We start from the raw sequence: 24,463 nt of genomic DNA, 5'->3' as shown, positions 1-24,463 counted from the left end.
CAATGAACATGGCGGTGAATACATGGGAAGCTTAATGGATGATACTCGACCGATATTTATGCAGATCGCCGAACGCATAGAAAATGACATCATCGAAGAAACACTCTTGGAGGAATCACAGGTTCCTTCAACAAATCAATTTGCTGTTTTTTACCAGATCAATCCGGCGACGGCTGCGAAAGGTGTGAATTTGCTTGTCGACCAAGGAATTTTATACAAAAAGCGAGGTATCGGCATGTTTGTAGCTTCTGGAGCGCGCACAGTATTGATGGAGAAGAGAAAAGAGCAATTTTATGAGCAATATGTTGTAACTATGATCCGTGAAGCAGAGAAATTAGGAATTACGTTGGATCAATTAACGAAGATGATTCAGAGGGGAGATAATCGGTCATGAATGAAATCGTTGAGATCAAGGGACTGACCAAGTCGTATGGAAAGGTAACCGTCATCCAAGACATTAGTTTTTCTTTAGAAAAGAACAAAATCTATGGTCTGCTTGGCAGAAATGGTGCGGGCAAAACAACGATCATGCACATGATTACAGCACAGTTATTTGCTACAAGCGGTGATTTAAAGGTGTTCGGGGAACATCCCTATGAGAATAACCGCGTACTCAATCAGATTTGCTTTATTAAGGAAAGCCAAAAGTATCCGGATACGTACCGTATTATCGATGTTCTAGAGGTATCCGAGTTATTCTTCCCTAACTTTGATCGGGACTACGCCCACTCCTTAATCAAGGACTTTAATCTTCCCTTAAAAAGAAGAATAAAGAAGCTGTCCAGAGGAATGCTCTCGGCGGTGGGCATTGTAGTAGGCCTGGCGAGCCGCGCTCCGCTGACTATTTTTGACGAACCTTATTTAGGTCTCGATGCTGTAGCAAGAAGCCTGTTTTACGATCGACTAATTGAGGATTATTCAGAATATCCGCGAACAGTTGTCTTGTCTACACACTTAATTGACGAGGTAAGCCAGCTATTAGAGCATGTCATTGTTATTGACAACGGTAAGCTGATTATCAATGAGGATGCTGAAGCTCTTCGCGGGCGAGCTGCTAAAGTTATCGGTGCGGCTGCGAAGGTCGAAGATTTAATCACCGGTAAAGAGATCATCTCTCGTGAATCCTTTGGCGGATTACTTTCTGCCACTGTTATTGGCTTAAACTCAACAGATCTATCACGTGCTGAGATGCTTGGTCTGGAGATCTCCCCGATATCTTTACAACAGTTAGTTGTTCATCTTACAAACAGAAAATCCCAAGGGAAGGGAGTTGCAGTGCAATGAACCAAATGACAGGGATATTAAAAATGCACTACAAGGATAAATGGTTTTGGTTGTTTATGCCTTGGATTATATTATTGTCCAGCTTTTTGGTTAATCTTGTCATAGCTTTTTTCCTGCAAGAACCAATGTATACCGGCGGCCTAGTCTCAATCTTTATTTATATGTTTGTCATAGGTATCATCATTTTAGTACAGACTTTCCCCTTTGCCTTGGGCTTAAGCCTACGGAGGACAGATTATTTCTTCGGCACATCCTTGATGGCCGTTATAACAAGTGCCGGCTTCTCACTTCTTCTGTTCCTGCTATCTATTGTGGAAACCAAATTAACATCTGGATGGGGTGTGCAGCTACATTATTTTCACCTACCATACTTGAATGATGGTACTGTCCTAGAGCAGCTGTGGATCTATTTCATGATCTTGTTGCATATGTTTTATTGGGGATTTGTTATATCCAGCATCTTCCGTAGATTTGGTAGAAGCGGCCTATTCATTTTCGCGGCAGTCATGTTTATTCTGTACAGTGTCGCTGGATTGTTAATGACATATTATCAGTGGTGGGTAGATGTATTTAATTGGTTGGCTAGCCATACCGCATTTGAACTTGCCTTGTGGAGTATGCCCTTGACGGTCTTGTATGCACTCTTATCGTTCTGGATGCTTCGGAAGTCTACAGTATAAGACTCTGCCTGGAATATTGTTAATATTTATAGGGGGTATTGTATGGATTATGTGAGGGATTACGCCATGTATGCTTCTATATTCGGTATGTTTAGTTTTAGTTGGTTTGGTTGGGCACAAGAAAACCCCAGATCCAGCTGGCGAAAATATATTGGCATAGCTTCTGGTGTATCCCTTCTCGTCTGCTTGATTGGTGTCTATTTAAGTGTGACGAACTGGGATGCTCCCTCCGTATTAAATGACAAGACCTCTTTTGATAATTATCTAATTTCTGTCTATATTGAATTATTGTTGGCTGGTGCTGGAGCTTCTATATTGATGAAATGTAAGTATAATGATTATGTTGCTCCTTGGATTGCCTTTATAGTAGGGATTCATTTTATTGGCTTAAAAAGTGTGTTTAACGATTTCAGTTTATACCTTTTAGCAGCACTTCTGGTTGCAATCTCTATCGTATCACTGTTCATATCTAAAAAACTTAAGGTCGCAAACAGTGCAATTACAGGCATTGGTGCTGGAACAGTTTTGCTCGCCTTCGCTCTATTAGGGTTAATTCGATATTTATCGATCTAGATACGAGTATGCTAAAGTTACCTTCGATTAATTATATTCACACAAAAAAACTCCCTTGATTTCTCAAGGGAGTTTCTTGTGATGCGGTCGAGAGGACTCGAACCTCCACGATATTGCTACCACACGGACCTGAACCGTGCGCGTCTGCCAATTCCGCCACGACCGCACATCATAATGACTACATACCAAACTTGCGGTCACAAGATAGATCATACCATGCTGAGATTAAAGCGTCAATATATTTTCCAGCTTTTCTTATCGATCATTATTTTATGGATAATTATTGCTTTTAATTCCTAATATAAGGTATAATGAGAACAAAGGTTCGCATAATATAAATGAGGTGATTTATAATGGCGACTACGAAGTTGAAGACATCCATTGTTGATGAAGATGTTACTAAAGAAGAACTGTCCCTTGTCAGAAGCTATTTGCTGCTAACGTTTATTCATAAAGTTTTCGAGCGTGACTGCCGTGTAATCAGCAAAAGTGGTCTATTTAAGACCCCTCAGCTTTATATGGAGCTCTTGTCTGGTGCCACTAAGAAGACCTCACTAATGCTTCAAGAGGTTACGCGTGAATTGAGCTCACATGATCTGAAGATCACAACCGTTCGCCAAGATCAACGAGGAGTCGAGGCCTTGTACTCCTGTAGAGGATATCAAGGTGAGATGAATATATTATGGCCAGGATTCCGTAGAGAGATGATGCTGCGAATGCGTGCGTATCTCGGACTGTCCACAGAGCTCTCCATACTCTCCAGAGAAGAAAGTGACTCCCAGCTAGCTTTAAGTATTTAATCCGTCAGAGGCATATATGTAAGCAGAACAGCTCCCCACCCAATTTGGGTAAGGAGCTGTTTTTGCTGCGGAAACTATATATTATCAGGTTCTTTCCTTGGTTCGCTGAAGGGTTGGAATAAATAATTCCGATCCAGCTTTACTACTCGTCTATTCTGACGACGTATCATCACCTGCGAATCATCCCAAGCCAGAACAATCCCTTTTACATCATTACTTTCTATGCCGTCCCGCACCACACGAATTTTCTCGCCGGAAATTCGGTATGCATCTAATTGTTCATCGCTAATCATCATGAATCCCTCCCTCTGTATAGCTTATCCTATTTTCATCCAGAAAAAAGACCCAAATGAAAAATCATCTGGGTCTCGTATAAGTAATTGACCAATTGCATGTCTACTAAAGCATTCTTATATCAGCGCTTCATTCTTCTCGAACCAGAAATCAAGAACTTTAGCGGACATCACACGTTGCTCCAGATACTCCACTTGGTTTGTTGTGAATTTCTCCCTCCAAGGGAAGGAAAGTTCCTCACATAAACCTTTGATTGTCAGAAGTTCTGACCAAGCTACATAGCGTTTGTACCAAAAAAACTGAGGATGTTCAATCATATAGGGATACAGATCGTCGAATTCCGTGTGTTTGCAATCCAGCGCACGCTCGAAGTGATCCTTGGCCTCGGTTAATTTATCAATAAAAAATTGCTCAGTCACCGGTTCTTTCCCCATTGTGACGCCTCCTCCCTATGTCTGATTTTATTATAAAGGAAAATCTATAGGGTGAAAAGCAGTTGTTTGAAAAATAGGCCTGTTCTTATCTCAAAAACGGGTTATTCCCCAAATTCAATGGTGCCTCCACTAAGAGAAGTAATTCTTACGAGTGACTCCAGTCGGATGCCTTGTTCTTTGATCGTCCGAGCTCCAGCCTGAAAGCTTTTTTCCACTACAACGCCAAGACCTACCAGCTCAGCGCCAGAGCGCTCGATGATCTTAATCAATCCACGTGCTGCATCACCATTAGCAATAATATCATCGATAAAGAGGATTTTATCCTCTGGAGAGATGAATTGGCGAGACAACATAATGTCGGTAACAATACCTTTCGTAAAAGAAGGAACTCTTTCACAAAGTGCGTCCGGATCTGCTAACAGTGTTTTTTTGCGACGTGCAAAAACTAACGGCACCTTTAACTCATATGCGGTGGCAAATGCCACGGCAATGCCCGAGGATTCCACGGTCACAATACGTGTAATTCCGCAGTCCGCAAACCTCCCGGCAAACTCCCGTCCCATTTCCATCGTAAGCTGCGGATCTACCTGATGATTCAACAGTGCATCAAGCTTCAGCACTTCATCCGAAACGACGACACCTTCCTCCAAAATCCGCTGTTTCAACACTTCCATGACTTTGAACCTCCAATACCCTTTATAATCGCAGACGTTCCGTACAAATGAATCACGGAAGTCATGTCCTACTGATCCTCATCATAACCTGTACTATATAGAGTACACAAGGCAATCCTGCATAGCACGCATTATGATTTTTCTTTTGTTCTTAAAACTATTAGGAGGGGAGCCATGAAATCACATGTCCGAACATTACAGATCGCATTCACTTACATTGGCACCATTGTAGGAGCCGGATTCGCCACCGGACAAGAAATATTAAAATTCTTCACTCGTTACGGACACTGGGCAGTCCTGACCATCCTGCTCTCTACTATACTGTTTATATGGCTGGGTACGAAAATGATGGTCATCGCTCGGCGCATAGAAGCAGAGTCTTATGAAGACTTTAACCGACACCTCTTCGGCGACCAAGTCGGAAGCACCATCAGTTTGTTCACGATGGTCATCTTAATCGGTGTCAACAGTATTATGCTTGCAGGCGCGGGCGCTATTTTTCAAGAACATCTTGGATTTCATTATCAAACAGGGCTAATACTCACGCTGGTGGGTTCTTATTTTCTGCTTAAACGGGGAATTTCCGGTATTCTGCAAATGAACAGTCTGATCGTCCCATTAATGCTTACGCTGTCACTCATCATTATTTTTAATACCTTTCAAATTCCAGGAGCTCAGCGGTTCTTATTCCTAGAAACGGATCGGACAATCTTTGGCGCTTGGATGTCGCCGTTGCTCTACACCGCCTTCAATCTAGGTATGGCTCAAGCCGTATTAGTTCCCATGGCTCGACATACGGATGAAGAAAAATCTCTTGTCTGGGGCGGTATTATTGGTGGTGCCGGAATCGGCTTTATGTTGATCGCCGCACATTTCGCGATGAGCTCCCAGATGCCTGATATTCTCCAATTTGAAATCCCTATGGGCAACATCGCCATCCGGTTGGGTACTGTAGTACAAACTATATATTTGTTGCTGATCTTTTTGGAGATCTTTAGCACTTTTGTCGCCGACATTTATGGTGTCACCATGCAGCTTAAACAACGAATTCCAGTTAAACCCGCATTGATTACGCCGATTCTGATGTTGGTCTGTTATTTACTGAGCCAATTTGGCTTTAGCTCTCTACTCTCCGTGTTCTACCCGATCTTCGGAGCTTTGTCGATGGTCTGGGCTGTCATGCTACTACGTACGCCATGGTCTACTCCACCACGTAGCGATTCTTCATCGGGTTCGAGTGGAAAAGGGAACAGCCTTGTATCCATAAAACCAGTTACACGGAAATAACTGCTGCTGTTGGAATGATTCGTGCTGCCGCTTCCGCCACATGCTTGTGACAGGTCATCATCACAATCTGGCGGGAGACCGACAGTTCACCAAGCAGTGAAAGCGCAGCATGAAGACGAGCCTCGTCAAAATTGACGAATAGATCATCGAATAGTAGTGGTAACGATACTTGCCGAGACATCGTCTCTGCAAGTGCCAAGCGGATGGAAAGGTACAACTGTTCTGCCGTCCCACGGCTGAGCAGACCGCTGTCCAGCAGTCCAGCATATTTGTGTTCCGCTTTTAGTTCTTTATGACCTAGAGTCATAACTACTCTTTTGTATTCCCCTTCGGTCAGCTTGGAGAAATAGTCAGATGCAAGCAAAAGTACCTGCGGTTGCTTCTCCTGTTCATAAATACGGCGGGTTCTTCCGATTAATTCAGCAGTTAATGCTGCTACCGCATACTTATCAGCCACGATTCGCAGAGCAGCTCTCTGCTCTTCCAATTGCTGAATAACAGAGTCCTCCATACAACGCTCTTTCAAATACTCCCTTTCCTGAAGCAGCTTCCCTCGTTGCTCCAGCAGGGTGTTCCACAGTTCTTCTTCCCGTTCAGCTAGCTCTTCAGCTGCCGTACGTTCCTTCTGGAGTGCTGAAGCATCATGATGATCTAATAATAACTGCAAGGCGTTAACTCGCTCATCCTCCCAGCCTCCAAACATGGCTAGCTCCCACTGGCGAATGGATTTATTCAGCTCACTACGCCGCTGTACAGCAGCCGATCTCCTTAAGAAATCCTCCCCGCCTGTTGCTCCGCCTTCGTGCAACAGGTGTTCACGCTGTTCTCTTAACTCACTTAATACCCTATGGCTCTCCTTAAGCTCTTCCAGAAGCTCTTGTAACCGTGACTGAATGCCTTCCCGGCGAACCAGGTCCTTTTTCAGTTCATCCCAAGCTCTTTTTCGAAGTTCCAGCCAGCTTAGTAAAGTTAGTGCAGATCGTCGCTGTCCATCGTGCGGATCCATATCAAAGCTAGTTGCCGCTACGCCAGACTCGTCTAAAGGGTCAGTACCTGATTCATAAATGAGAGCAAGCAGCTCCTCCTCGAACACGTGACACTCATCTTCCAGCTCTTTCAGACGTACAGAGAGCTTATTCTCTTGGCGCAGCAGTTCGTTCCCCTGCTCCACCATAGCGAAGATATCCGGCAGCCCTTCCGGAGACAACCCTTCGGGCAATCTGCGCTCACGCAGCCATTCTTCATAGTGCTCAGCAGTTTGCGTAAAAGCCGTCTCTGCCAGGCTCATTTCTTCCCCGAGCAGCTTCTCTTGGCCTGCCAGCGTCTCCAACTCCGTGCGGCAGGCATCCCGCTCGGCGGCATAGCGTTCAATGCGCTGCCGCCAAGCGGACCAAGCCTCCATGAGCCTGCGAAGCTCCCTCATGGAGGCTTCCAGCCCGCCTGCGTCAGGGCTGGACCCCGGGGCGGCCGATCGCCGCCCCGGCATGGCGCTCTCCGGCTCCGCCCCGGAGAGCAGCTGCCCCCGCAGCCGCAGCATCTCGGCTGCGGCTGTGCCCACGTCCCCGCCATGCCCTGGCGGGGACGCTTCCGGCCGGCGCGCTCCGCTGAGGCCGGCCCAAAGGGCCAGATCGGCCGCGCCAAGCAGGCCGATCGCGAGCACTGCGCTGACCGGCGGAGCACCGGTCAGCCACAGCGCTGTGGGCAGCAACACGGTTAGTGCTGCCCCAGCCCACAGCAGGCGCCGGTAGAGCGCGGCCATGCGCTGCGCGCTAGGGCCGTCACTTCCGGCGCCGGGGCCGCGCTGCGGCCCTTCGCTGAGCTGCGCTTCGCGCCAGCGCTCGGCCGCCTGCTGCAGCTCGTCCCACAGCTGCAGCACTTCTCGGGCGCTGCGCGGAGCCAGCTGCGCAAAAGATTCGGCACCGGTTGCGTGTTCACGCGCCAGCGCCCGTTCTGCTGCCTGCAGCGAAGCTGAGGCAGCGGCCAAGCGGGAACGCAGCGTCTGCCGTGCTGCGCCCTCCGCTTCCATGCGGCGATCATAACTTGCGAACGCCGCTGCAAACCTCCGTGCAGCTTCACGATCCGCCGCTGCACCCGAAAATGCAGTCAGCTCTGCCGCGCTCCAGCTGATATCAATGCCTCGCAGAATTCGCTGCAAATGCTCATTCAGCGCGGTCCATTCACCGTCTAGCCGCTGTCTTTCCGCTCGCAGGTTTTCATAGCTGCTCCGATGGCGATCCAGCCGCTCCAGGGCAGGCCCTTGCGCTGTTAACAACGCATCCGGCGGATTCTGCGCCAGCTCAGCCGTAAGCTCACTTTGCAGACGTTCATAACGAGTTACTGCTCCCTGAGCATTCCGAATTTCACCTTCAAGTGCCTGATAGCGAATCGCTCCATCTTCAGGAAAGGTTGTAATCGCTGGCAGGTCCTGCAGCTCGAGCTGCGCATCGCTCCATTTTAACCACAATTCACGAACATCCTGAGCTTTGCGAAGCATCACGAGCTTGTCTCCAGTAAGCTTACGTTGTTGTTCCAGTTGATCTAGCTCAGATTCCGTAACCTTTAATGCTGCTATATTACCGTTATAACGTGGAAGATAAGAGCGGCTCTCCGCCATCTGACGCTCTAGTTTCTCAATAGCCTGAACGATTTTAGCAGCTTCCTGCAGCTTGCCCCGAGGTTTATACAGCTTCTCAGCTTCCTGTACCAATCGGCGTTCCGCCCGCATGATCGTTCCACCACCGCCCATACCCGCGTGAAAGAGAAAGCTGCCCATCTCTTCTGATTGAAGCGCAGCAAGCTCCTGCAGTTCATCGAGAGAGACCGCGAACAATTGATGGAACATGCTCCGAGAGATACCACCAAGCAAAAGACGCTCCATTTCAGCTTGCCCTAGCTCTTGCGTTGTTCCATTCGGATGGTTAACCGTGATGTTCAGTTTCTCATTTCTTCCTGAGCCCTCACCACCAGCTGTATGGCGACGAATGGTCCACAGGGCACCATTACTATCACGTGCCTTCAGTATTCCCCCATGTAATCCGCCTTGCATAGGTTCATACCTCTCCGTAGGGTTACCACGACTTGGAATTCCAAACAGCATGGAGCGAATAAACTGTAACGTCGTGCTTTTTCCTGCTTCATTACGTCCATAGAGTATAGTAACTCCTTCCGATAGTTCAATCTCTCGGTTATGCAAACGTCCGAAGCCATGGATCTGCAAATGTTCAATTCTCATCTTCTGGAGCACCCTCCATTCCACCGAGCATTGTGATTCCCTGTTCTGCTGCACTACGAAGCCAACTTAACTTCTCCTCTTGACTTGTCACCGAGAGCAGCTGTCGCAGCTCCTGATTCTCCATGAGCGGCTTAAGCGCACTGTTTATTAATTCTTCAAGCGCTTCTGCTGAATGTTCCGTACGCTCTGTAATTCGCAGCATTTCTCCAAGAAAGCTATCCTCCTCTAATAACCGTTCACGGTCAATAGCTAACCCGGATTCTACAGCGAATCCTTCCACCCAGACAAGTCCCTTATAATCTTTACGCTCAGCACGTACCGCCTCACGGCGCTGGAGTTCAGACAGCAGATCCTCTACCGCTCCTTTTTGAGCTAATACTTTATGTACGTCCCCGCGTCCGATCAGACGAAATCTGACCACTGACATCAGCTCCGGGAGTTCCTCCCTGATATCGTCAATCACCTGCTCTACCCTTTGTATCCATTCTGCTTCATTACTCAATCCCTCAATGGACAGATCCCGTACCTGCCAGCGAACATAATCAAGCTCATGAAAATGGGGCGTAGCACTTCCAGCCTCATCAACATCCACAACATAACAACCTTTGGGTCCGGTTTCCTTAATGCTACGTCCTTGTATATTGCCCGGGTATATAATTGCCGGTTTTTCATGCAATACACTACGTTTATGGATATGTCCAAGTGCCCAATAATCAAAACCCCGTTCGATAAGGTCCCTACGACTGCAAGGAGAATACGTCTCGTGCAGTAAATCACCGTCTACATTCCCATGCAGCATAGCAATATGAAACAGACGGCTGCCAGGCTTTCGAGAAAAGGTCACTGCAGTGTTGTCCGTAACTTTCGCAGTCGGATAGGAGATTCCACTAACAATAGCCACTTCTTGACCATCTTTGCGACGGTAAGCCGTAGAGAGATCTGGCTTCTCTCCTCCAAACACGGTTACATGCCTGGGCATTTCTGTAGTCAGACGCAATCCGTCAAGTGGATCATGATTGCCATGGATCAGAAACACGTGTATTCCTTGCTGACCCAGTTCCTTGAGTGCTTCCTGAAATCGCAGTTGACCCTGTAAGGAAGCGTCAGAAACATCGTATACATCTCCACTGATGACGATAAAATCAACATTCTCTTGGATGGCAACGCGGACAAGCCGCCCAAGGGCGGCGAAGGTTGACTCACGTAAATAAGAACGAATGGCTGGCGAAATATGCGCCAGCCCAGCAAAACGGCTATCCAGATGTAAGTCAGCAGCATGTAGAAATCGAAATGGAATCATAGCTGCTCACCCCTTCGTTCCTGAGGGATACTGTAAGTATGTCTTTTTAAGTTCATTAGCGACACGAGTCAGCGAGTATAAGCTTTTCGCTTTATCCCAAGCTGAACGAGAAAGCTCATAACGATAAGCCGGATCAGATATCACCTTCTCTAAAGCGTCAGCAAGAGCAATCTCATCATCAGGACTGACGAGCAGGCCATTCACACCATCTTCAATCTGCTCCGGTATCCCGCCTACATTCGTCCCAACTAAAGCCAAGCAGCTAAGCGCTGCTTCTGCAAACACCGATCCGAAGGCCTCCGCCCGAGAAGGCAGCACGAAAATATCAAAGAAAGGCATGAATTCTTCCGGATGGAGCGTATATCCATAAAAAATTGTTTCATTATAAATCCCTAATTGCTTAGCCATGTTTTCCAAATCCGCACGGGAAGGTCCATCTCCAATAATATGCAGTACATATTCATGGCCGCGATTTTTAAGCTCAGCACAGGCCTTGAGTAAAGTATCAATTCCTTTGGCTGGAACTAGACGTGTCACAGTCACTAGCTGTGGTACAGCGTTGTCATGCGGGACTGGCTTAAACCTTTTCTCATCAAAACCATTCGGTATTACTCCTATATTAGAAGGATCTAGAATATAAGGCGCCACATACTCTGCAAAAGCTTGCGACACAGTCATTAACCGATCACTAACATGCTCAAGTTCGCGGTATAGCGAAACTAGAAACTGATGTTCCAGCCCACCTTCAGAAATAGCTCCATTCAGAATCAGCTCTCGCTCATAACTGGAATGTAAGGTTTGAATTAACGGAGTATTTGGAAATACTTTTTTCATTGCTAAACCAGCAATTGGATGATGGGAATGGATAAGATCATATGTCTTGCTCATTCGTAGTTTAGTCCACCATAGATAATCACGGTAGGTCTGAATATATTTCTGAACGATCTGACTTTCCCCAAACTGGGTCCAATCAAAGGTCTCGAATATGACTTCTTCATGTCCCTTGTTGCGAATCCGCTTAGGTAACCAAAACAAATCCATCTCCCAGCGACTTGAACGGAACCTTTCCTGAAGATAAGGGATCATGGACGATACACCACCGGGTTGCTCCGGTGGGAAGAAGAGCGCTTGCAGCAAATTCATATGGTACATCCCCTTTACAATTGCCTTACGTACAGTAAGACTTGGCAATTATGATATAGTTGTGTATATGTAGAATTTCAGGTACGATTACGTTCCCCATACCTTGATTTTATCGGTATAAACATGAAACAGCAACTAAGAAAAAGGAGAATGATCTATGAAGGAAGAACAGCTGCCTGCCTCTTACACCGCATATATACAAGAAATGCTGGGGCAAGAGGCAAATGCTTTTCTAGAAAGTTATTCAGCTCCACGAACGCAGGGACTTCGCTTTAATCCATTGAAAAGTATCTCAGATTCAGGTCAAGTCGCAGTAGAACGCACAGTCTCACAGTTTGATCTGAAACCTATCCCATGGTGCCCTGATGGTTATTATTATGAAGAGCCCGCTCGACCAGGCAGGCACCCTTACCATGCTGCTGGACTATATTATATTCAGGAGCCTTCCGCAATGTCCGCAGCTGAACTGCTGGCACCTAAACCCGGTGAAACCGTCCTCGACCTTGCAGCAGCTCCAGGGGGTAAAACTACGCATATCGCTGGTTTAATGCAAGGACAAGGCCTCTTAATTTCTAATGAAATCCATCCAGAGCGCGCAAAAATTCTTGCAGAGAACGTAGAACGTTTAGGCATTAAGAATACCCTCGTAACCTGTGCAACGCCAGAGCAGCTGTCTTCGCGCTTTCCACTTGCTTTTGACCGAATTATGCTGGATGCTCCTTGCTCAGGAGAAGGCATGTTTCGAAAAGATCCAAATGCCGTTCAAGAGTGGTCTCCTGACCATGTGGTTATGTGTGCGGCGAGACAATGGGACATCCTGCAAGACGCCTACCTTATGCTTAAGCCTGGGGGGACTCTAGCCTACTCTACTTGCACCTTTAACCGTCAAGAGAATGAGGAGATCATTGCCCGATTGACGGATCGTTACCCCGATATGGAATTAATCACCCACAAGCGCCTTTGGCCACATTTAGAAAAAGGCGAAGGCCACTTTGTTGCACTCCTACGTAAGCAAAGTGTCACCGAAAACGACGTTAACGATGACGCCAAACGCAGCACCAAAAAGCGTCGAAGCAAAAGCAATCCAAAAATTAATTCTTCCGTTCGCGATGCATACCAGTTATTCCAAGACTGGGCTTCGTTAGAGCTTCCTGGTTTCTCATATCAAGGCGTCCCTCTGCTGTTCGGAGAATCCCTTTATTTACTGCCTGAATCCTTTAATGGCAACCTCCATACTGGGCTGCTGGATGGTTTGCGTATTCCTCGTGCCGGGCTACATATTGCCCATTTGAAGAAAAATCGGATTGAACCCGCTCACGCCCTAGCGATGGCGATTCAGCACACACAAGTAACACGTAGTTTTGATCTCAGTAGTGGGGGGCTGGAAATACATGCTTGGCTCCGGGGAGAAAGCTTACCTGTGCCGGTGGAATTACATGGATGGACACTAGTAACTTTAGATGGATTGCCGATAAGTTGGGGCAAAGCAAGTGCAGGCCAACTTAAGAATCATCTTCCTAAAGGACTTCGCATCTTAAAAGCCCATATTGACGAGCAATAGGCCATAGACCAGTACATCCAGTCCACTTTGGCATATGATGTCATTATCTCAGAAAGCTGCGACACCCGCCGCAGCACTTGAGAACAAAGATATATGGTAAGGAGGAATTAACATGGGTGAATTTCATGGAGGAGCCTTCACTTCGACTGGAGCGATCTTGGTACTTTTTATCTTGCTCGTAATCATTTCCCGTTCGTTGTTCGTTTAATACCAATCCGGCTAATTAGACGGTGAAATTAAAGCGGCTGTGTCGTCCTTTGTAGGGCGGTGCGGCCGCTTTATTTCTTTCCAGCATAACATCTCCATTTGTTGTTCTCGTGAATATTTACCGTTTGAAAGCCAACTTTCCGAAATAACTGATCTATCTCTTCGTTTTTTGTGTATTGTTTCATGTGATAATTGATTTTATAGACCTCAGAAATAATAACAAACGTTCCGCCTGCCTTCAGCACCCTAAACACTTCACTTATATTTTGTTCAAGATCTGGCCAGAAATAATGCGTCTGTATAGCGGTGATCGTCCCGAAAAATTCATCATTGAACGGTAAAGCCGATACGTCTCCCTGACTAATCTTCACCTTACCTGCGGCAACAGCCTTATTGTTTTTTTGATTGGATGTCTCCACAGCTTGCTGAGAATAATCTATGCCGTAGATTTCCTGATATTTATTATGTTTTGCAAACATATGTATAGTTTGACCGCCACCACAGCCTATGTCCAAAATAGGTGCGTTGTTCATCATTTCTATTTTTTTAAGCCCCCACGTTGTTATGCTGGAATGTGCCTGGTTCATGATCTTGATCATGATATTCCCCACGAATCCTCTCGGGTTCTTGGCTTGATCGATCAGTGCATTCAATAATCCCATATTTGTACCTCCCAATCAATTGGACATACCAGCAGCCTGATCACTTGATATATGTTCCGTAAGATTTCCAGCTGTAACTACCCACTTATCTACTTGATACTCTATTTTATGAATACTTGTATATGAAGCCGGGAAATGGGCATTCTTATTGGTCCACGTTAGCCCTTTTAAAATATGATAAATAATATTAATTACGCCACCATGCGTAACCACAATTACATTTTCTTTTGGATCAGTACTCTCCAGTTCATTACATAGTTTCGAGAAACTTGTATTAATTCGCGTAAAAAAATCCTGTGGGCTCTCTCCTCCTGGAAATCTCTCATCCATTCTTAATGCCGAGAAATAGAGACCCGGGTATCGTTCATTTGCAATTTCATGGGGCATTCCAGCGATTACACCATTGTTCGTTTCTCTCCAAGACTGACTGCTTTCAACAGGCAAGCTAAGCGCTCTGGCGATCTCATTTGCTGTATCTAACGCACGCTGCAAATCACTGCTAAGGATACGAGTGATGTTAAAGCTAGACTGATATTCCTTAAGATAACAACCAAGTCGTTCGGCTTGTCTATAGCCCTCTACTACAAGTCCACGTTGACTCCACCCCCCACGATAGCCTTCATCATCTATTCCATGCCGTATAAAATATATAGCCATCGATTGTACACCTCCAAAAAAGATTGTTATACATTTGTATTAAACTTCGAGATCGCTTGTTTTTGAAGTTGATCCCAATGGGGCGTCGCAATGTTTGCTTGTTGTTTCAACTTATCAAACGAATTAAACAAAGCTGCAATTTCGCTGAAAGAACCATCTACAAATTTCATAAAGGGTAATTTATGAATTATTTTCAGACCATAGTATACACCCTGTTTATGTTTTCGAATAAAGTCAACTTGACCTGCTGGAGTGATCGTATAGTCTAGCTTCTCCATCATTTGAAACCCTTCGTCCATTACTGAAATGGCTTGTTTTAATAGCTTCTTATCTTTAGATACCTTCTTCAAATCCCCGTCATGAAGATAATTAAGGGAGTTCAAAGCCACTATAGGCACGATATGACTTTTGAGCCAAGCATCCATATCCTCATGATAAGTTAGCTTATACTTAGCGTTCTCAAACGCTTTTTCCAGTAAGTGTTTTATTGGGATCTCACCGTCAAGACTGCCAAGTACCATTTGCCCACCTGCGTGTATTTTGATAACTCGACCGCTCGCTTCACGAATTCCTGCGCTAAGCTGAAATCCAAAGAGTATATTTTTTCTTACATCGCTCATTTCCTGAAGATCCTTTTGCATTTCGTGAGCATCGCCATTATTACCCACAAGAATTATATTCCGACTCTGATTTTTAGCTAAAATAGGTAATACGGCTGGAAAATCATTGTATTTCATAACAACAAAAATAAGATCATAGTGATCATCCGGTTGAAGCTCTGAGATGACTTTTACAGAATCCATAGTGTTTTTACATTGAAAATAATGGCGAAGTACAAGACCGTCTTTCGTCAATTGCTCTGCACGCTTCCCTCTGGCAAGCACTGTGACATCGTTTCCCCCACGCACCAGGACATGTGCAAGATAGCTGCCTAAAACTCCCGCTCCGAAAACTAATATTCTCATATTTAACTCCTCTATCCCTTTTTAGACATTTGTTGAATTTCGATCATCTGTTCGATAAAATCAGATTATCACATCTCCGGTAGGGTTCAATCGTAAGTTTGATCGGTTTTGTTGATTTTTCAACAAAATACAATACATTGTTTAATAAAAAGGGAGTATTACCATGGATAGAAGAATTAAAAAAAACCAAACAGCCATCATGAATGCATTAATTCAACTAATGGCTGAAAAAGATTTTGAAAAAATAACGATTAACGAAATCGCAGAGCGCGCTGATGTAAACCGCGGAACGATTTATTCCCATTATGCGGATAAATATGATCTGATGGATAAATGCCTGGCGGCTCAGCTCCAGCAACTAATCGAAAGCTGCTCCGCAGTGGAGGATGAAACCGAACCCAATCCCTCTAAGGCATCATTACTCCGCACGCTGGAACAATTGGAGGAGAATGCTCTCTTTTATAAAACTTTATTAAGAAACAAAGCTTTGCTCTCCTTTAGAAACCAATTACAAGATATGATAAATAATCAAATCAAAACACAATTCTTAGAAAACAATTTAAACCTAGATAAGTTAAGTAAGGATATATCCGTACAATTTTTGAGTTCGGCGACTGTCGGAGTGATTGAATGGTGGTTTACCCATAGTAATCCTTGTTCTGCAAAAGAAATTACTGAAAAGTTATGGTCAATGCTAGATCTGAATCTGCAAATGATCCGTTCTCAAGCTTGAAAATATTATCCCATATCCATCTCATAAATGGAGCTGATAATCTTTTCAATTTGGATCTCCTTAATGGATATATCAAGAATCTCTACCTTTTCACTAAGAATATGAAGAAACTCACCCATTTTACACTGCTCGGTATCGATCTCTAATTCCACTTCGTAATCCGATATTCTTTCCGATATCAGAGTCCCAGGCAGGTCAATATCTCCAATCGTTGTAGCTGCAGAAAGCCTGACCACTTTTTTAGCGCCTAGATGAAGTCGAAGTTCGGAGAACTTATCGTCATATACTTTTTTACCTTGATGAATAATTAGTACTCTTTGCACCAAACGTTCCACATCTTCCAAGTCATGTGTCGTTAGAATAAATGTGGTGCCTTCCTGATTCATTTGCTTAATGAATTCTCTGATTCTTTGTTTAGCTATAACATCCAGCCCGATCGTCGGCTCATCCAAAAAAACCACTGGCGGAGAATGAAGCATTGCCATAATAAACTCGCATTTCATTCGTTCTCCCAGTGAAAGGGTGCGCGTAGGCTTAGTGATAATATCACCAATCTCAAACATACTTACAAATCGATCTAGTCTTGTACGAAAGTCATTCGTAGGAATATCATAAATTTCCTTGTTCATATAAAAGCTATCCAAAGGAGGAATGTCCCATATTAACTGCGATTTCTGTCCGAACAGTACTCCGATTTGTTTTACATATTGATTTTTTTGCTTATGAGGGTTGTATCCTAGAACATTTATTTCTCCCGATGTGGGATAGAGAACACCTGTCAGCATTTTAATAGTCGTAGATTTCCCCGCGCCGTTTGGACCCAAAATGCCAATGATCTCTCCTTTTCCAACACTGAACGAAAGATCTTCTACAGAGGTGATAATCGATTTTTCACGGTGAAACAGACTTTTAAATACGCTTTTTGCATCTTGTCCACGGTGATACGTTTCATATTGCTTAGTTAAATTCTTGACGGTAATAATGTCCAATGTAATTCTCCTTCATACAAATTCATCCTCCGGCACTTTTGTAACTACGAAGCATGTACGTATAGAGCCAAATTCCGAAGGCAGCAAATAACACACAAGGGATAATCGCTATAAAAAAATAGGCTTCCCATCGTCCAATCAGAGTAGATGCTGGAAAGTAAGCAATCATGGAAACCGGAAAAAGAAAAGAACTTACGGCTACGACTGCTTTAGGGAAAATCGTCCCTGGATAACGCCCAAAAGACTTAATGCTCTCAAACATCTCCGGCAAGCGGGAATTCGCTACCCATTTGAAGGAAATTGCTGCCACAATAAGCGCCACGCCGAACATAACAAGCAACCCTGCGCCAAACAACAACAGGAACAATAACCAAGAGCCAATGGTCATCCCTTCGATTCCGCTAAGTGCGTATACGAACATGACTACTCCTCCACCTAAAAGCCCGATACTTTCGAACTCAAAAGATCTGGCCAACAGCAGAAAAAGGCTCGAAGTTGGTTTAATTAATACCACTTCCAAAGTCCCTTCTACTACATGAGACATCGTATTCCACATAATTCCGTTAAAAAAAATCCCGGCACAAGCCGTAGACAAAATGAAAACGGATTGAATTAATAGTGCCTCTTTAAAGGTCCATCCTTCAAATGAAGCATTCGAATTATAGATGAACACCGTTACTAGGGGAAACAACACATTCCCTATGAGCATGATAAGGCTATTAAGAATAAAATTAACGCGATAGGTGATCGCAGAAGCAATATTCGCCTTCATACAAGTTTTGTATATTAGATACATACGTTTCATGCGCCCACCCCCGTAAAATGCTTAAGCGATACCGCATACAGCACCCGGCAGACTATTCCGGCAATAATAACGGCTACAAGCTGCAACAACAAAACTTGGGGAATAGGTAAGGTTATATCAGCTAAAGTATAGCTACCTGTATAGACCATTGCAGGCAGAAAGGTCGTATATTGAAACGGTAAGAAAAAGGAAGCCATCTGTAAGGATTTTGGAAAAAAGACTAATGGAATCAGTGATCCTGAGAATATCCCCTCGCAAAGACTAAAAAAGTTACGAATACTGGAGGATTGCACCATCCAAAAGGCCACCATTCCAATACTATAGTGGATGAAAAAATTCATCATGAACGCCATAGCTATCGATAGCATTGCGTATAGTAAATTTGCGGGTAAAACATCAATATGAAAAATAAAGAAGAAGATCATAAAGCAGGGTATAAATTCAAATAGAAGCCCAAGTACCCTATGCCCTGCCTTCTGAGACAATGCATAGAACATATGATTCATTGGTCTTAAAGAGAACGTAATGAATTTCCCGGTGCGAATGAGCATTTGCAAGTTCCAATCGGCAAAATCCATGGTCAAGTAGTTGATCAACATCGTGGCGCAAAAATAAGAGAGCATCTGAGAGAGCGACATCCCGTTAATAGAGGATTCCCCGCTATAAACAGCGCTCCATATATAATACTGCACTAAAAAATATACCGGGCCTACAAAAATAGAAACCATCGAATGCGTTCTGTACGCACTCCATTCCTTATAAGTAACAAAAGCAACCGCTCTCATAACGCGAAAGCGGTGCTTTATCTTCTCAAACATAAGTCACATCCTGCCTATCTTTGATATCTCACAACATATAATCTTATTCTTATTCGAGTCCGGACCAGATCACATTGTTTGTACCGAAAATCCCTCTACCGTCCCATATATTTTTATGAAAAGGGATATACCAAACGGCAATCAGCTTTTCTACCGGATCAACGACCAAAGAACAAGACCCCCATCCTTCGTGAAAAAAAGTGCCTTCAGAATAAGATGTACTTTCATTATATCGAAGGTCTGGCCCAAGACCATATGGTCTATCCGCTCCTCCATCTCCCCATGCGTAGTTTGGAAGTTTTTCAGAATTGAACCGCTTGGTCATTCTCTGAACAGCCATCCGACTTAAGATATGACCACCTTCGTATTCCCCATGGTTAAGCAGCATGATTCCGAACTTTTGTAGATCATTAACGGTTGAATACAGTCCCCCACCAGTTCCGGGAGTCTTGATTTCTTCCTCAGACCTTTGTTCTTCATCCGTAATTTCCCCGTTTTGCAGCTTCTGAAGATATTCCTTGGCTTCTTCCGAACGAATAGCGATCCTACCAGCTTTTTCAGGCGGAATATCAAAGAAAGTATCTGTCATACCTAACGGTTTTACAATGTTGTCCATTATGTAATCTTCTGCAAAAACACCTGTTATTTTCTCAATAATTGCACCAAGAACCACGTATCCGAACGAGGAATACATCCATTGAGTCCCTACCGGAAAACGAATGCCATAGGAAAGTCCAGCTTTAATCCAGTTTTCTTTTCCAAGCTCTGATTCATAAATATACCACCATGCACTTTTATAGTAGGTATCACTTATAGTGCCATGATCAGGTGCGATGCCGGAGGTATGCGTCAGTAAATGAGCAATTGTAATCGGCTTAAAAGGATCGGCATCAAACTCCGGAAGAATAGAACTAACTGGTTGTCCCATAAAAATTTTTCCATCATCTGCCAGCTGCCAGATCGCTGTTGCCGTAAACAGCTTGGTAATAGAAGCGATTCGAAAAATTGTATCCGTTTTTAATTCTTGGTCGCTATCTTCTTCGTAACTGAAGCGTCCCCCCGCTCCATTAGCAAATATTTTTCCATAACGACTAAGAGAATAAATATAGCCATCGGCTACTTTCTTATTACAGAGATCCTCATAAAAATGATTAAGTGCCTCTAAACGGTCCTCCCTGTAATTCGCTTCGTGCAGCTCGCTAAGCTCTGTAGTTGATAACATCATTCACACTCCTCTAGTATTCTATGAAAAGCCATGTCAATTCTCAAAAATGTAATATATTGCTTATTAATAATACCTTTTCAGTACTATTGTTACAACAAAATCCAACAAACTGGAAGGTTAACTTTATATTTAACTATTCTATACTGATCTCACTTCAATATGTATGGTTTGCGTCTTCTATAACCTTAAGAGGAGCCCGGTTAACCGTCAGCTCCTCAAGAAGGTAAGTTTATCTACGTGGCATGGTAACGCCTACTTTGTTATTATACTTTTCCGTAGCTTCTTTGATGACATCGTTGCCGCCTTTGGAAAGCCACTCTTCCACAACTTTCGGCCAGTCGCTGATAGGCTCCTTCCCATATACCATCTTTACCATATGCGTCAGCAGTACCGGAGGAGCAGTGTCCGAGTTAGGTGCAATGTCTGGATTTTTCACCAGGGCATCTAGCCGCGGGTCGAACTGAATTCCGTCACGACCTTCATTAGCCAGAATAGTATCATATACATTGATCAAGCTTCTGCCTTCTTCTGTCGTATTAAGGACACCCTTGTTATACGTAGTATCCTGCACCATCCAGAGGAAAGACTGACGGTAACGCTCCTCATCTACAGCAACGGAATCCGTAGGAGAAGTGTATACGATTTTGCCGTTTTCTTCCTTATAGGTTTCGTCCTTGATCCCAAAGGTAAAGAAGGTTTCTGCCTCTTCACTCAGCATCCAGTCAAAAAATTTCACAATATCCGCAGCATTCTTCGTCCCCTCTTTGATAAAGTAGGTGCGTGTAGCGGAGCCGTACAAATAGGAACCCCCTTTTCCGTCAGGTCCAACTGGCGAAGCAATAATCTCCAGCTTAGCGGATGGCGTTGAAGCCTTCAATTGCTGCTCCCATTGTAGAAGTTCGTTTGCGTTCATCGTCCACATGTCGGCTTTGCCTGAGAGAATCGCATTCTTGTAGTTGGTCGGGTTGATAGTAGCGAATTCTTTGTTGATCAAACCCTCTGTATACATGGTGTTGTAGGTTTGTAACGCCTTCATCATATTTTCGCTATCCATAAACTTCGGCTGAATCTGGCCATTTACTTCCTCGAACATAGTCAGGTACGGAAAAACATCATAAGCGCCAAAGAAAGCATCAGCATATTTGAAATCTTGACGGCCCATATAAGGGTTCTCTATCCCCAACTTTTTGAAGGCACGCAACACATTCAAGTACTCATCAACCGTTTTTGGAACCTGCAAGCCGGTTTGATCCAGCAGATCCTTACGAATCCAAGTCGCCCGGCGGGAGGGATTGGACAGAAACTCCGGTATTGCGTAGATTTTCCCTTGATAGGTGACGTTCTCCCAAGCTTCCTTCGGGATTACTTTCAACAGATTCTGGCCGTTTTGCTGCAGCAGATCATCCAAGGGCATGAACACACCAGCTTCAACGGAACCAGCCATTTCCTTGCCGTTTACGCCACCCGAGCCTTGAACAACATCTGGAATATCATTAGTGGCGAACATCTGCACCATTTTCTGCTCAAACTCTTTATGAGGAACCAACACAATATCCAAGTCTGTGTTTGTCATCTCCTCCAGCTTTTTCACCCATTTGTCCTTATTCAAGTCGGGTGATTTCTCCACATAGTTAAAAGCCAGCGTCCGCATCGAGATCGAGAATTCAGTTTTCTGCGGCGTATTTGACGCGCCTCCGGCAGGCTCTTCTTTGTCCTTGTTTGAGCAGCCTGCAACTAAGGTAGCACCCATTACGATAGCCAAACAGATACCCATCCATTTTTTCATAATATAACCCTCTCCTTGTACAATGGGGTGTCATACATAAAATGAAGATATTTTAAGACTAATAAGCTTTTGGAATCTCAACCCGGTGGGTAATCCCCTGATTCGTAAAATAGACATGAACCCCATGGTCTTGATCGTCCATAAAATACGATACGTAATCCCGGCTTCCTGATTTTTGTGGAATCAGAAGAGTCACGATCCGATGACTTATAGCCTCTTGAGTAGATGCAGTCAAATGCCAATGCTCGGGCAGCCCTTCCCATTCCTTGGGATCTACATCGGTAAATTGATTGTTTTGGCTAAGAGTCATTTCCCCCGAGGAACTGTAGACAAATCTGCCCGCCATTTGAGCTTTTTTTCCATTTACTTTAAAGGATTGATCCTTCAACTTCATAGGATAAAGCGTATGAAACAACCAATCCAATTTTCCCGGACGTTCCAGATCGACACTGTCTGTGATAACAACGTAAGCGCTATCAAAGAAATATATTTCCCTCATATAACGCTTGATATAGGGTACATTCTCGCGGTAAGCTTCAGTTGCATCCATTTGCGTGTAGCTGATCCCAGGCGTACTGTACGCCCTTAACACCTTGCCGTAGGCTGCCATGTTCTTCGATTTATCCGTGCCAGCATATTGACCTTTTCCGTCAATAAGTATTACGTTCTTGGAACGGGTCTGCCTGCGCCACTGCATATGCATCGTACTGTTGAATGCAACGTAATGGCCGCTTTCAATAGCTAAAGGCTCGCCGAAGGCATGCAGCAGGAAAGCGTTTTGATCCCCATGGCTATGGCTCACGGAGCCGTAACGGCTACTCTTGGCCAACAGCATGATATGTTCCTGCGGATCCTCCATCCGATGATGCATGGCGACCCATCCGACATCCTGAAACCACTTCAGAGGTTCTGCAGCCACCGGTGGCTCTGAAGAAATCTGCGGATAATCCGCGCGATAAACTATCTCATCGAACCGGAAATCCCACCAGCCGTAGTTATAGAAGATCATCTGGGTGTCAGGGTTCAGTTCCTTAGTTTGCTCAAAATACCATTGGAACTGGCCATTCCCGGTTAAACCTGCGAATTGGCGGATATTGAAGCCCGTCTTGAGATTGACCGGATCTCCCAGTGACGATTGATCGCCGAAGCTGGCTCTCACGGTATCCGGACTGAAGCAATAGAGCGGAAAGTCACCGGTTTTGCGAAAGAAAGGACGGTCATAGAAATTGATTGCCATGTATTTGCGAATTAAATTGAGCGCCTCCGTAACGAACGCCATCTGAGTGGTCCAATACATCGGGCCTTCCGCCCACCCGCCATCTTTGCCACCCCATGGGGTATACATGGCGGAGAAATACTCCAGCGTATAATCAAGCCATTCCTGCGCCTTCTCCTCCTCGCCCAACATGGAAATACAACAGGGAACGAGCACGGAGGATAAAGAGCGGATCGCATGGCTGTCATAAGGAACTTGATGGATTCGGGAACGTTCGATGACGTGGAAGGCGATCTGCCCGGTTCTTCGCAGTAGCGCTTGCCTTACCTTAAGGCGTTCTTCTTCCGTCAGAGAGCTGTGAAGCCAATCATAGCCCCATGCCAACGCTCCGGCTATGCGAAAGGAGCATTCATCATTGTAATCCCGGCTGGTGGTACCATCCGTGTTCCAGCTTGCAGCATGAAGCAGCCACTCTTTAGCTTTGGCGATAAGCGACTCGTCTTCCAACACAACTCCAGCTATAGCAAGATGCCGGACAGCATAGAAAACTTCCTGGCAGTCCATATACATCTGCCGCCATAGTTTGGCGACACGCTTATTATCTGGATACGGTGCAGGTTCGGGAATAAGATCGCGCTCTGTCCAGGGTAGAACGGAATGCTTCAGGAAGTCATCCCAGCCAGTTGAAATTGGGTCTTGGCGGACAACTTCCCGGTAAGACGGAAGTTGCTCCGCTTGAAGCCAAAGCCGCGGATGGTTGGCAGAAGCTGCTGAATATCTTTCTGTTCGGGAAGGCAGTGGAGTCAGCGGCAAGTCATCCTTCACCACAAAAGCTCTTACTTTACTCCACTCGGAACGGATATCATTCTCCCCGATAAGATTGTATCGCCAATAATACAAGCCGGGCGACAACGGCTTATCCGGGGTAAACAAATTATAGGGAATTCGACTGTAGGTCAAGGTGCCTTCAGGTTCAAATTCTGTGTTTGAGGAGATCTGCAATTCATACATACTCTCTTCCAGGCAAGCAGGCATCCAAGTAAACCGCGGAGGATTCTCTCCAACATCTGTATGTTCATCTGGTCCATAAGACAGGTCAAGTACGCCGCTGGTAGGTTGAAATAAAGGTTCTAACATC

General features: G+C 44.9%; 24 protein-coding genes and 1 tRNA gene. 9 read left to right on the top strand and 16 right to left on the bottom strand.

All coding sequences use genetic code 11. The features are described from left to right. Window positions 1-22: 22 nt before the first annotated feature. The 4 genes from PAENI_RS01285 to PAENI_RS01270 are packed head-to-tail and all read left to right on the top strand — an operon-like array spanning window position 23 to window position 2,537. The gene (locus tag PAENI_RS01285) at window positions 23-394 is read left to right on the top strand and encodes a GntR family transcriptional regulator (protein ID WP_042186911.1); all 372 of its coding nucleotides are present in this window, start codon (window positions 23-25) and stop codon (window positions 392-394) included. Next, window positions 391-1,284, top strand: a complete 894-nt coding sequence (locus PAENI_RS01280; protein ID WP_042186909.1) for an ABC transporter ATP-binding protein — start codon at window positions 391-393, stop codon at window positions 1,282-1,284. The genes PAENI_RS01285 and PAENI_RS01280 overlap by 4 nt, the downstream gene beginning before the upstream one ends. Then, complete coding sequence (locus PAENI_RS01275) at window positions 1,281-1,964, top strand: hypothetical protein (RefSeq protein WP_149643985.1); 684 nt, start codon at window positions 1,281-1,283, stop codon at window positions 1,962-1,964. Before PAENI_RS01280 ends, PAENI_RS01275 begins: the two co-directional genes overlap by 4 nt. A 42-nt stretch (window positions 1,965-2,006) precedes the next feature. Beyond that, a complete protein-coding gene (locus PAENI_RS01270; protein ID WP_149643984.1) occupies window positions 2,007-2,537 on the top strand; it encodes a hypothetical protein in 531 nt (176 codons plus the stop codon). An 82-nt stretch (window positions 2,538-2,619) separates the two neighbouring features. Here the strand turns inward: PAENI_RS01270 and PAENI_RS01265 are convergent. Next, window positions 2,620-2,703, bottom strand: a tRNA-Leu gene (locus PAENI_RS01265). Window positions 2,704-2,890: 187 nt separating this feature from the next. Here PAENI_RS01265 and PAENI_RS01260 point away from each other — a divergent pair. After that, window positions 2,891-3,337 (top strand): YhjD family protein, encoded by a 447-nt coding sequence (locus tag PAENI_RS01260; protein ID WP_042186902.1) that lies wholly within the window; start codon window positions 2,891-2,893, stop codon window positions 3,335-3,337. Window positions 3,338-3,411: 74 nt separating this feature from the next. Here PAENI_RS01260 and PAENI_RS01255 read toward each other — a convergent pair whose 3' ends face one another. From PAENI_RS01255 to PAENI_RS01245, 3 genes are all read right to left on the bottom strand, one after another. Further along, complete coding sequence (locus PAENI_RS01255; RefSeq protein WP_042186900.1) at window positions 3,412-3,630, bottom strand: hypothetical protein; 219 nt, start codon at window positions 3,628-3,630, stop codon at window positions 3,412-3,414. A gap of 117 nt (window positions 3,631-3,747) precedes the next feature. Then, window positions 3,748-4,065, bottom strand: coding sequence for a hypothetical protein (locus PAENI_RS01250; RefSeq protein WP_036689410.1), 318 nt, complete (start codon window positions 4,063-4,065; stop codon window positions 3,748-3,750). A 101-nt stretch (window positions 4,066-4,166) separates the two neighbouring features. After that, window positions 4,167-4,739: a xanthine phosphoribosyltransferase gene (locus PAENI_RS01245; protein ID WP_076283133.1), complete on the bottom strand. Its 573-nt coding sequence runs from the start codon at window positions 4,737-4,739 to the stop codon at window positions 4,167-4,169. Between the two features lie 174 nt (window positions 4,740-4,913). Here PAENI_RS01245 and PAENI_RS01240 point away from each other — a divergent pair, with 174 nt between their 5' ends. Continuing rightward, on the top strand, window positions 4,914-6,026 hold the full coding sequence (locus PAENI_RS01240; RefSeq protein WP_042186895.1) for a YkvI family membrane protein: 1,113 nt from the start codon (window positions 4,914-4,916) through the stop codon (window positions 6,024-6,026). Here the strand turns inward: PAENI_RS01240 and PAENI_RS01235 are convergent. From PAENI_RS01235 to PAENI_RS01225, 3 genes are read right to left on the bottom strand one after another with little or no spacing between them, the layout of a single operon-like run. Beyond that, window positions 6,013-9,258 (bottom strand): AAA family ATPase, encoded by a 3,246-nt coding sequence (locus PAENI_RS01235; RefSeq protein WP_149643983.1) that lies wholly within the window; start codon window positions 9,256-9,258, stop codon window positions 6,013-6,015. The genes PAENI_RS01240 and PAENI_RS01235 overlap by 14 nt on opposite strands. Next, window positions 9,248-10,558, bottom strand: coding sequence for a metallophosphoesterase family protein (locus PAENI_RS01230; RefSeq protein ID WP_149643982.1), 1,311 nt, complete (start codon window positions 10,556-10,558; stop codon window positions 9,248-9,250). The genes PAENI_RS01235 and PAENI_RS01230 overlap by 11 nt, the downstream gene beginning before the upstream one ends. Window positions 10,559-10,564: 6 nt before the next feature. Next, window positions 10,565-11,701, bottom strand: a complete 1,137-nt coding sequence (locus PAENI_RS01225) for a glycosyltransferase family 4 protein (RefSeq protein ID WP_042186889.1) — start codon at window positions 11,699-11,701, stop codon at window positions 10,565-10,567. A 157-nt stretch (window positions 11,702-11,858) separates the two neighbouring features. On the opposite strand from PAENI_RS01225, the gene PAENI_RS01220 reads away from it, so the two are divergent. Together PAENI_RS01220 and PAENI_RS32150 are read left to right on the top strand one after the other, a co-directional pair. Next, window positions 11,859-13,262, top strand: coding sequence for an RsmB/NOP family class I SAM-dependent RNA methyltransferase (locus tag PAENI_RS01220; RefSeq protein WP_149643981.1), 1,404 nt, complete (start codon window positions 11,859-11,861; stop codon window positions 13,260-13,262). 112 nt (window positions 13,263-13,374) lie between these two features. Then, window positions 13,375-13,470 carry a sporulation protein YjcZ gene (locus tag PAENI_RS32150; protein ID WP_197069771.1) on the top strand — a complete coding sequence of 32 codons (96 nt, stop codon included), beginning with the start codon at window positions 13,375-13,377 and terminating at the stop codon, window positions 13,468-13,470. Window positions 13,471-13,540: 70 nt separating this feature from the next. On the opposite strand, the gene PAENI_RS01215 is transcribed toward PAENI_RS32150, so the two are convergent. Genes PAENI_RS01215 through PAENI_RS01205 form a run of 3 tightly spaced genes read right to left on the bottom strand, consistent with a single transcriptional unit; the run spans window position 13,541 to window position 15,753 of the window. Then, window positions 13,541-14,131 carry a class I SAM-dependent methyltransferase gene (locus PAENI_RS01215; protein ID WP_149643980.1) on the bottom strand — a complete coding sequence of 197 codons (591 nt, stop codon included), beginning with the start codon at window positions 14,129-14,131 and terminating at the stop codon, window positions 13,541-13,543. A gap of 15 nt (window positions 14,132-14,146) precedes the next feature. Continuing rightward, window positions 14,147-14,788: a histidine phosphatase family protein gene (locus PAENI_RS01210; protein WP_149643979.1), complete on the bottom strand. Its 642-nt coding sequence runs from the start codon at window positions 14,786-14,788 to the stop codon at window positions 14,147-14,149. Between the two features lie 26 nt (window positions 14,789-14,814). Then, complete coding sequence (locus PAENI_RS01205; RefSeq protein WP_149643978.1) at window positions 14,815-15,753, bottom strand: ketopantoate reductase family protein; 939 nt, start codon at window positions 15,751-15,753, stop codon at window positions 14,815-14,817. Window positions 15,754-15,916: 163 nt separating this feature from the next. Here PAENI_RS01205 and PAENI_RS01200 point away from each other — a divergent pair, with 163 nt between their 5' ends. Further along, window positions 15,917-16,486 carry a TetR/AcrR family transcriptional regulator gene (locus PAENI_RS01200; RefSeq protein WP_042186879.1) on the top strand — a complete coding sequence of 190 codons (570 nt, stop codon included), beginning with the start codon at window positions 15,917-15,919 and terminating at the stop codon, window positions 16,484-16,486. Between the two features lie 5 nt (window positions 16,487-16,491). Here PAENI_RS01200 and PAENI_RS01195 read toward each other — a convergent pair whose 3' ends face one another. The 6 genes from PAENI_RS01195 to PAENI_RS01170 form a co-directional block, all read right to left on the bottom strand. Further along, on the bottom strand, window positions 16,492-17,475 hold the full coding sequence (locus tag PAENI_RS01195) for an ABC transporter ATP-binding protein (protein WP_231573419.1): 984 nt from the start codon (window positions 17,473-17,475) through the stop codon (window positions 16,492-16,494). A gap of 22 nt (window positions 17,476-17,497) precedes the next feature. Further along, entirely contained in the window at window positions 17,498-18,280 is a 783-nt protein-coding gene (locus tag PAENI_RS01190) for an ABC transporter permease (RefSeq protein WP_149643977.1), read from the bottom strand. After that, complete coding sequence (locus tag PAENI_RS01185) at window positions 18,277-19,098, bottom strand: ABC transporter permease (RefSeq protein ID WP_149643976.1); 822 nt, start codon at window positions 19,096-19,098, stop codon at window positions 18,277-18,279. Before PAENI_RS01185 ends, PAENI_RS01190 begins: the two co-directional genes overlap by 4 nt. A gap of 49 nt (window positions 19,099-19,147) precedes the next feature. Continuing rightward, the gene (locus PAENI_RS01180) at window positions 19,148-20,323 is read right to left on the bottom strand and encodes a serine hydrolase domain-containing protein (RefSeq protein WP_149643975.1); all 1,176 of its coding nucleotides are present in this window, start codon (window positions 20,321-20,323) and stop codon (window positions 19,148-19,150) included. Window positions 20,324-20,552: 229 nt separating this feature from the next. After that, window positions 20,553-22,109: an extracellular solute-binding protein gene (locus PAENI_RS01175; protein WP_149643974.1), complete on the bottom strand. Its 1,557-nt coding sequence runs from the start codon at window positions 22,107-22,109 to the stop codon at window positions 20,553-20,555. Between the two features lie 58 nt (window positions 22,110-22,167). Further along, a complete protein-coding gene (locus tag PAENI_RS01170; RefSeq protein ID WP_149643973.1) occupies window positions 22,168-24,462 on the bottom strand; it encodes a DUF4962 domain-containing protein in 2,295 nt (764 codons plus the stop codon). Between the last annotated feature and the right edge of the window lies 1 nt (window position 24,463).

Source organism: Paenibacillus sp. B2(2019), from assembly GCF_008370385.1.
Lineage (GTDB): Bacteria > Bacillota > Bacilli > Paenibacillales > Paenibacillaceae > Paenibacillus_AQ.
The sequence above is the reverse complement of the archived record's forward strand: the minus strand, read 5'-3'. Positions and strand labels throughout refer to the sequence as shown.

Bases quoted from the DNA above. Each gene is read 5' to 3' on its own strand.
- PAENI_RS01285 (WP_042186911.1), top strand. From the start codon at position 23: ATGGGAAGCTTAATGGATGATACTCGACCGATATTTATGCAGATCGCC.
- PAENI_RS01280 (WP_042186909.1), top strand. From the start codon at position 391: ATGAATGAAATCGTTGAGATCAAGGGACTGACCAAGTCGTATGGAAAG.
- PAENI_RS01275 (WP_149643985.1), top strand. From the start codon at position 1,281: ATGAACCAAATGACAGGGATATTAAAAATGCACTACAAGGATAAATGG.
- PAENI_RS01270 (WP_149643984.1), top strand. From the start codon at position 2,007: ATGGATTATGTGAGGGATTACGCCATGTATGCTTCTATATTCGGTATG.
- PAENI_RS01260 (WP_042186902.1), top strand. From the start codon at position 2,891: ATGGCGACTACGAAGTTGAAGACATCCATTGTTGATGAAGATGTTACT.
- PAENI_RS01255 (WP_042186900.1), bottom strand. From the start codon at position 3,630: ATGATTAGCGATGAACAATTAGATGCATACCGAATTTCCGGCGAGAAA.
- PAENI_RS01250 (WP_036689410.1), bottom strand. From the start codon at position 4,065: ATGGGGAAAGAACCGGTGACTGAGCAATTTTTTATTGATAAATTAACC.
- PAENI_RS01245 (WP_076283133.1), bottom strand. From the start codon at position 4,739: ATGGAAGTGTTGAAACAGCGGATTTTGGAGGAAGGTGTCGTCGTTTCG.
- PAENI_RS01240 (WP_042186895.1), top strand. From the start codon at position 4,914: ATGAAATCACATGTCCGAACATTACAGATCGCATTCACTTACATTGGC.
- PAENI_RS01235 (WP_149643983.1), bottom strand. From the start codon at position 9,258: ATGAGAATTGAACATTTGCAGATCCATGGCTTCGGACGTTTGCATAAC.
- PAENI_RS01230 (WP_149643982.1), bottom strand. From the start codon at position 10,558: ATGATTCCATTTCGATTTCTACATGCTGCTGACTTACATCTGGATAGC.
- PAENI_RS01225 (WP_042186889.1), bottom strand. From the start codon at position 11,701: ATGAATTTGCTGCAAGCGCTCTTCTTCCCACCGGAGCAACCCGGTGGT.
- PAENI_RS01220 (WP_149643981.1), top strand. From the start codon at position 11,859: ATGAAGGAAGAACAGCTGCCTGCCTCTTACACCGCATATATACAAGAA.
- PAENI_RS32150 (WP_197069771.1), top strand. From the start codon at position 13,375: ATGGGTGAATTTCATGGAGGAGCCTTCACTTCGACTGGAGCGATCTTG.
- PAENI_RS01215 (WP_149643980.1), bottom strand. From the start codon at position 14,131: ATGGGATTATTGAATGCACTGATCGATCAAGCCAAGAACCCGAGAGGA.
- PAENI_RS01210 (WP_149643979.1), bottom strand. From the start codon at position 14,788: ATGGCTATATATTTTATACGGCATGGAATAGATGATGAAGGCTATCGT.
- PAENI_RS01205 (WP_149643978.1), bottom strand. From the start codon at position 15,753: ATGAGAATATTAGTTTTCGGAGCGGGAGTTTTAGGCAGCTATCTTGCA.
- PAENI_RS01200 (WP_042186879.1), top strand. From the start codon at position 15,917: ATGGATAGAAGAATTAAAAAAAACCAAACAGCCATCATGAATGCATTA.
- PAENI_RS01190 (WP_149643977.1), bottom strand. From the start codon at position 18,280: ATGAAACGTATGTATCTAATATACAAAACTTGTATGAAGGCGAATATT.
- PAENI_RS01185 (WP_149643976.1), bottom strand. From the start codon at position 19,098: ATGTTTGAGAAGATAAAGCACCGCTTTCGCGTTATGAGAGCGGTTGCT.
- PAENI_RS01180 (WP_149643975.1), bottom strand. From the start codon at position 20,323: ATGATGTTATCAACTACAGAGCTTAGCGAGCTGCACGAAGCGAATTAC.
- PAENI_RS01175 (WP_149643974.1), bottom strand. From the start codon at position 22,109: ATGAAAAAATGGATGGGTATCTGTTTGGCTATCGTAATGGGTGCTACC.
- PAENI_RS01170 (WP_149643973.1), bottom strand. From the start codon at position 24,462: ATGTTAGAACCTTTATTTCAACCTACCAGCGGCGTACTTGACCTGTCT.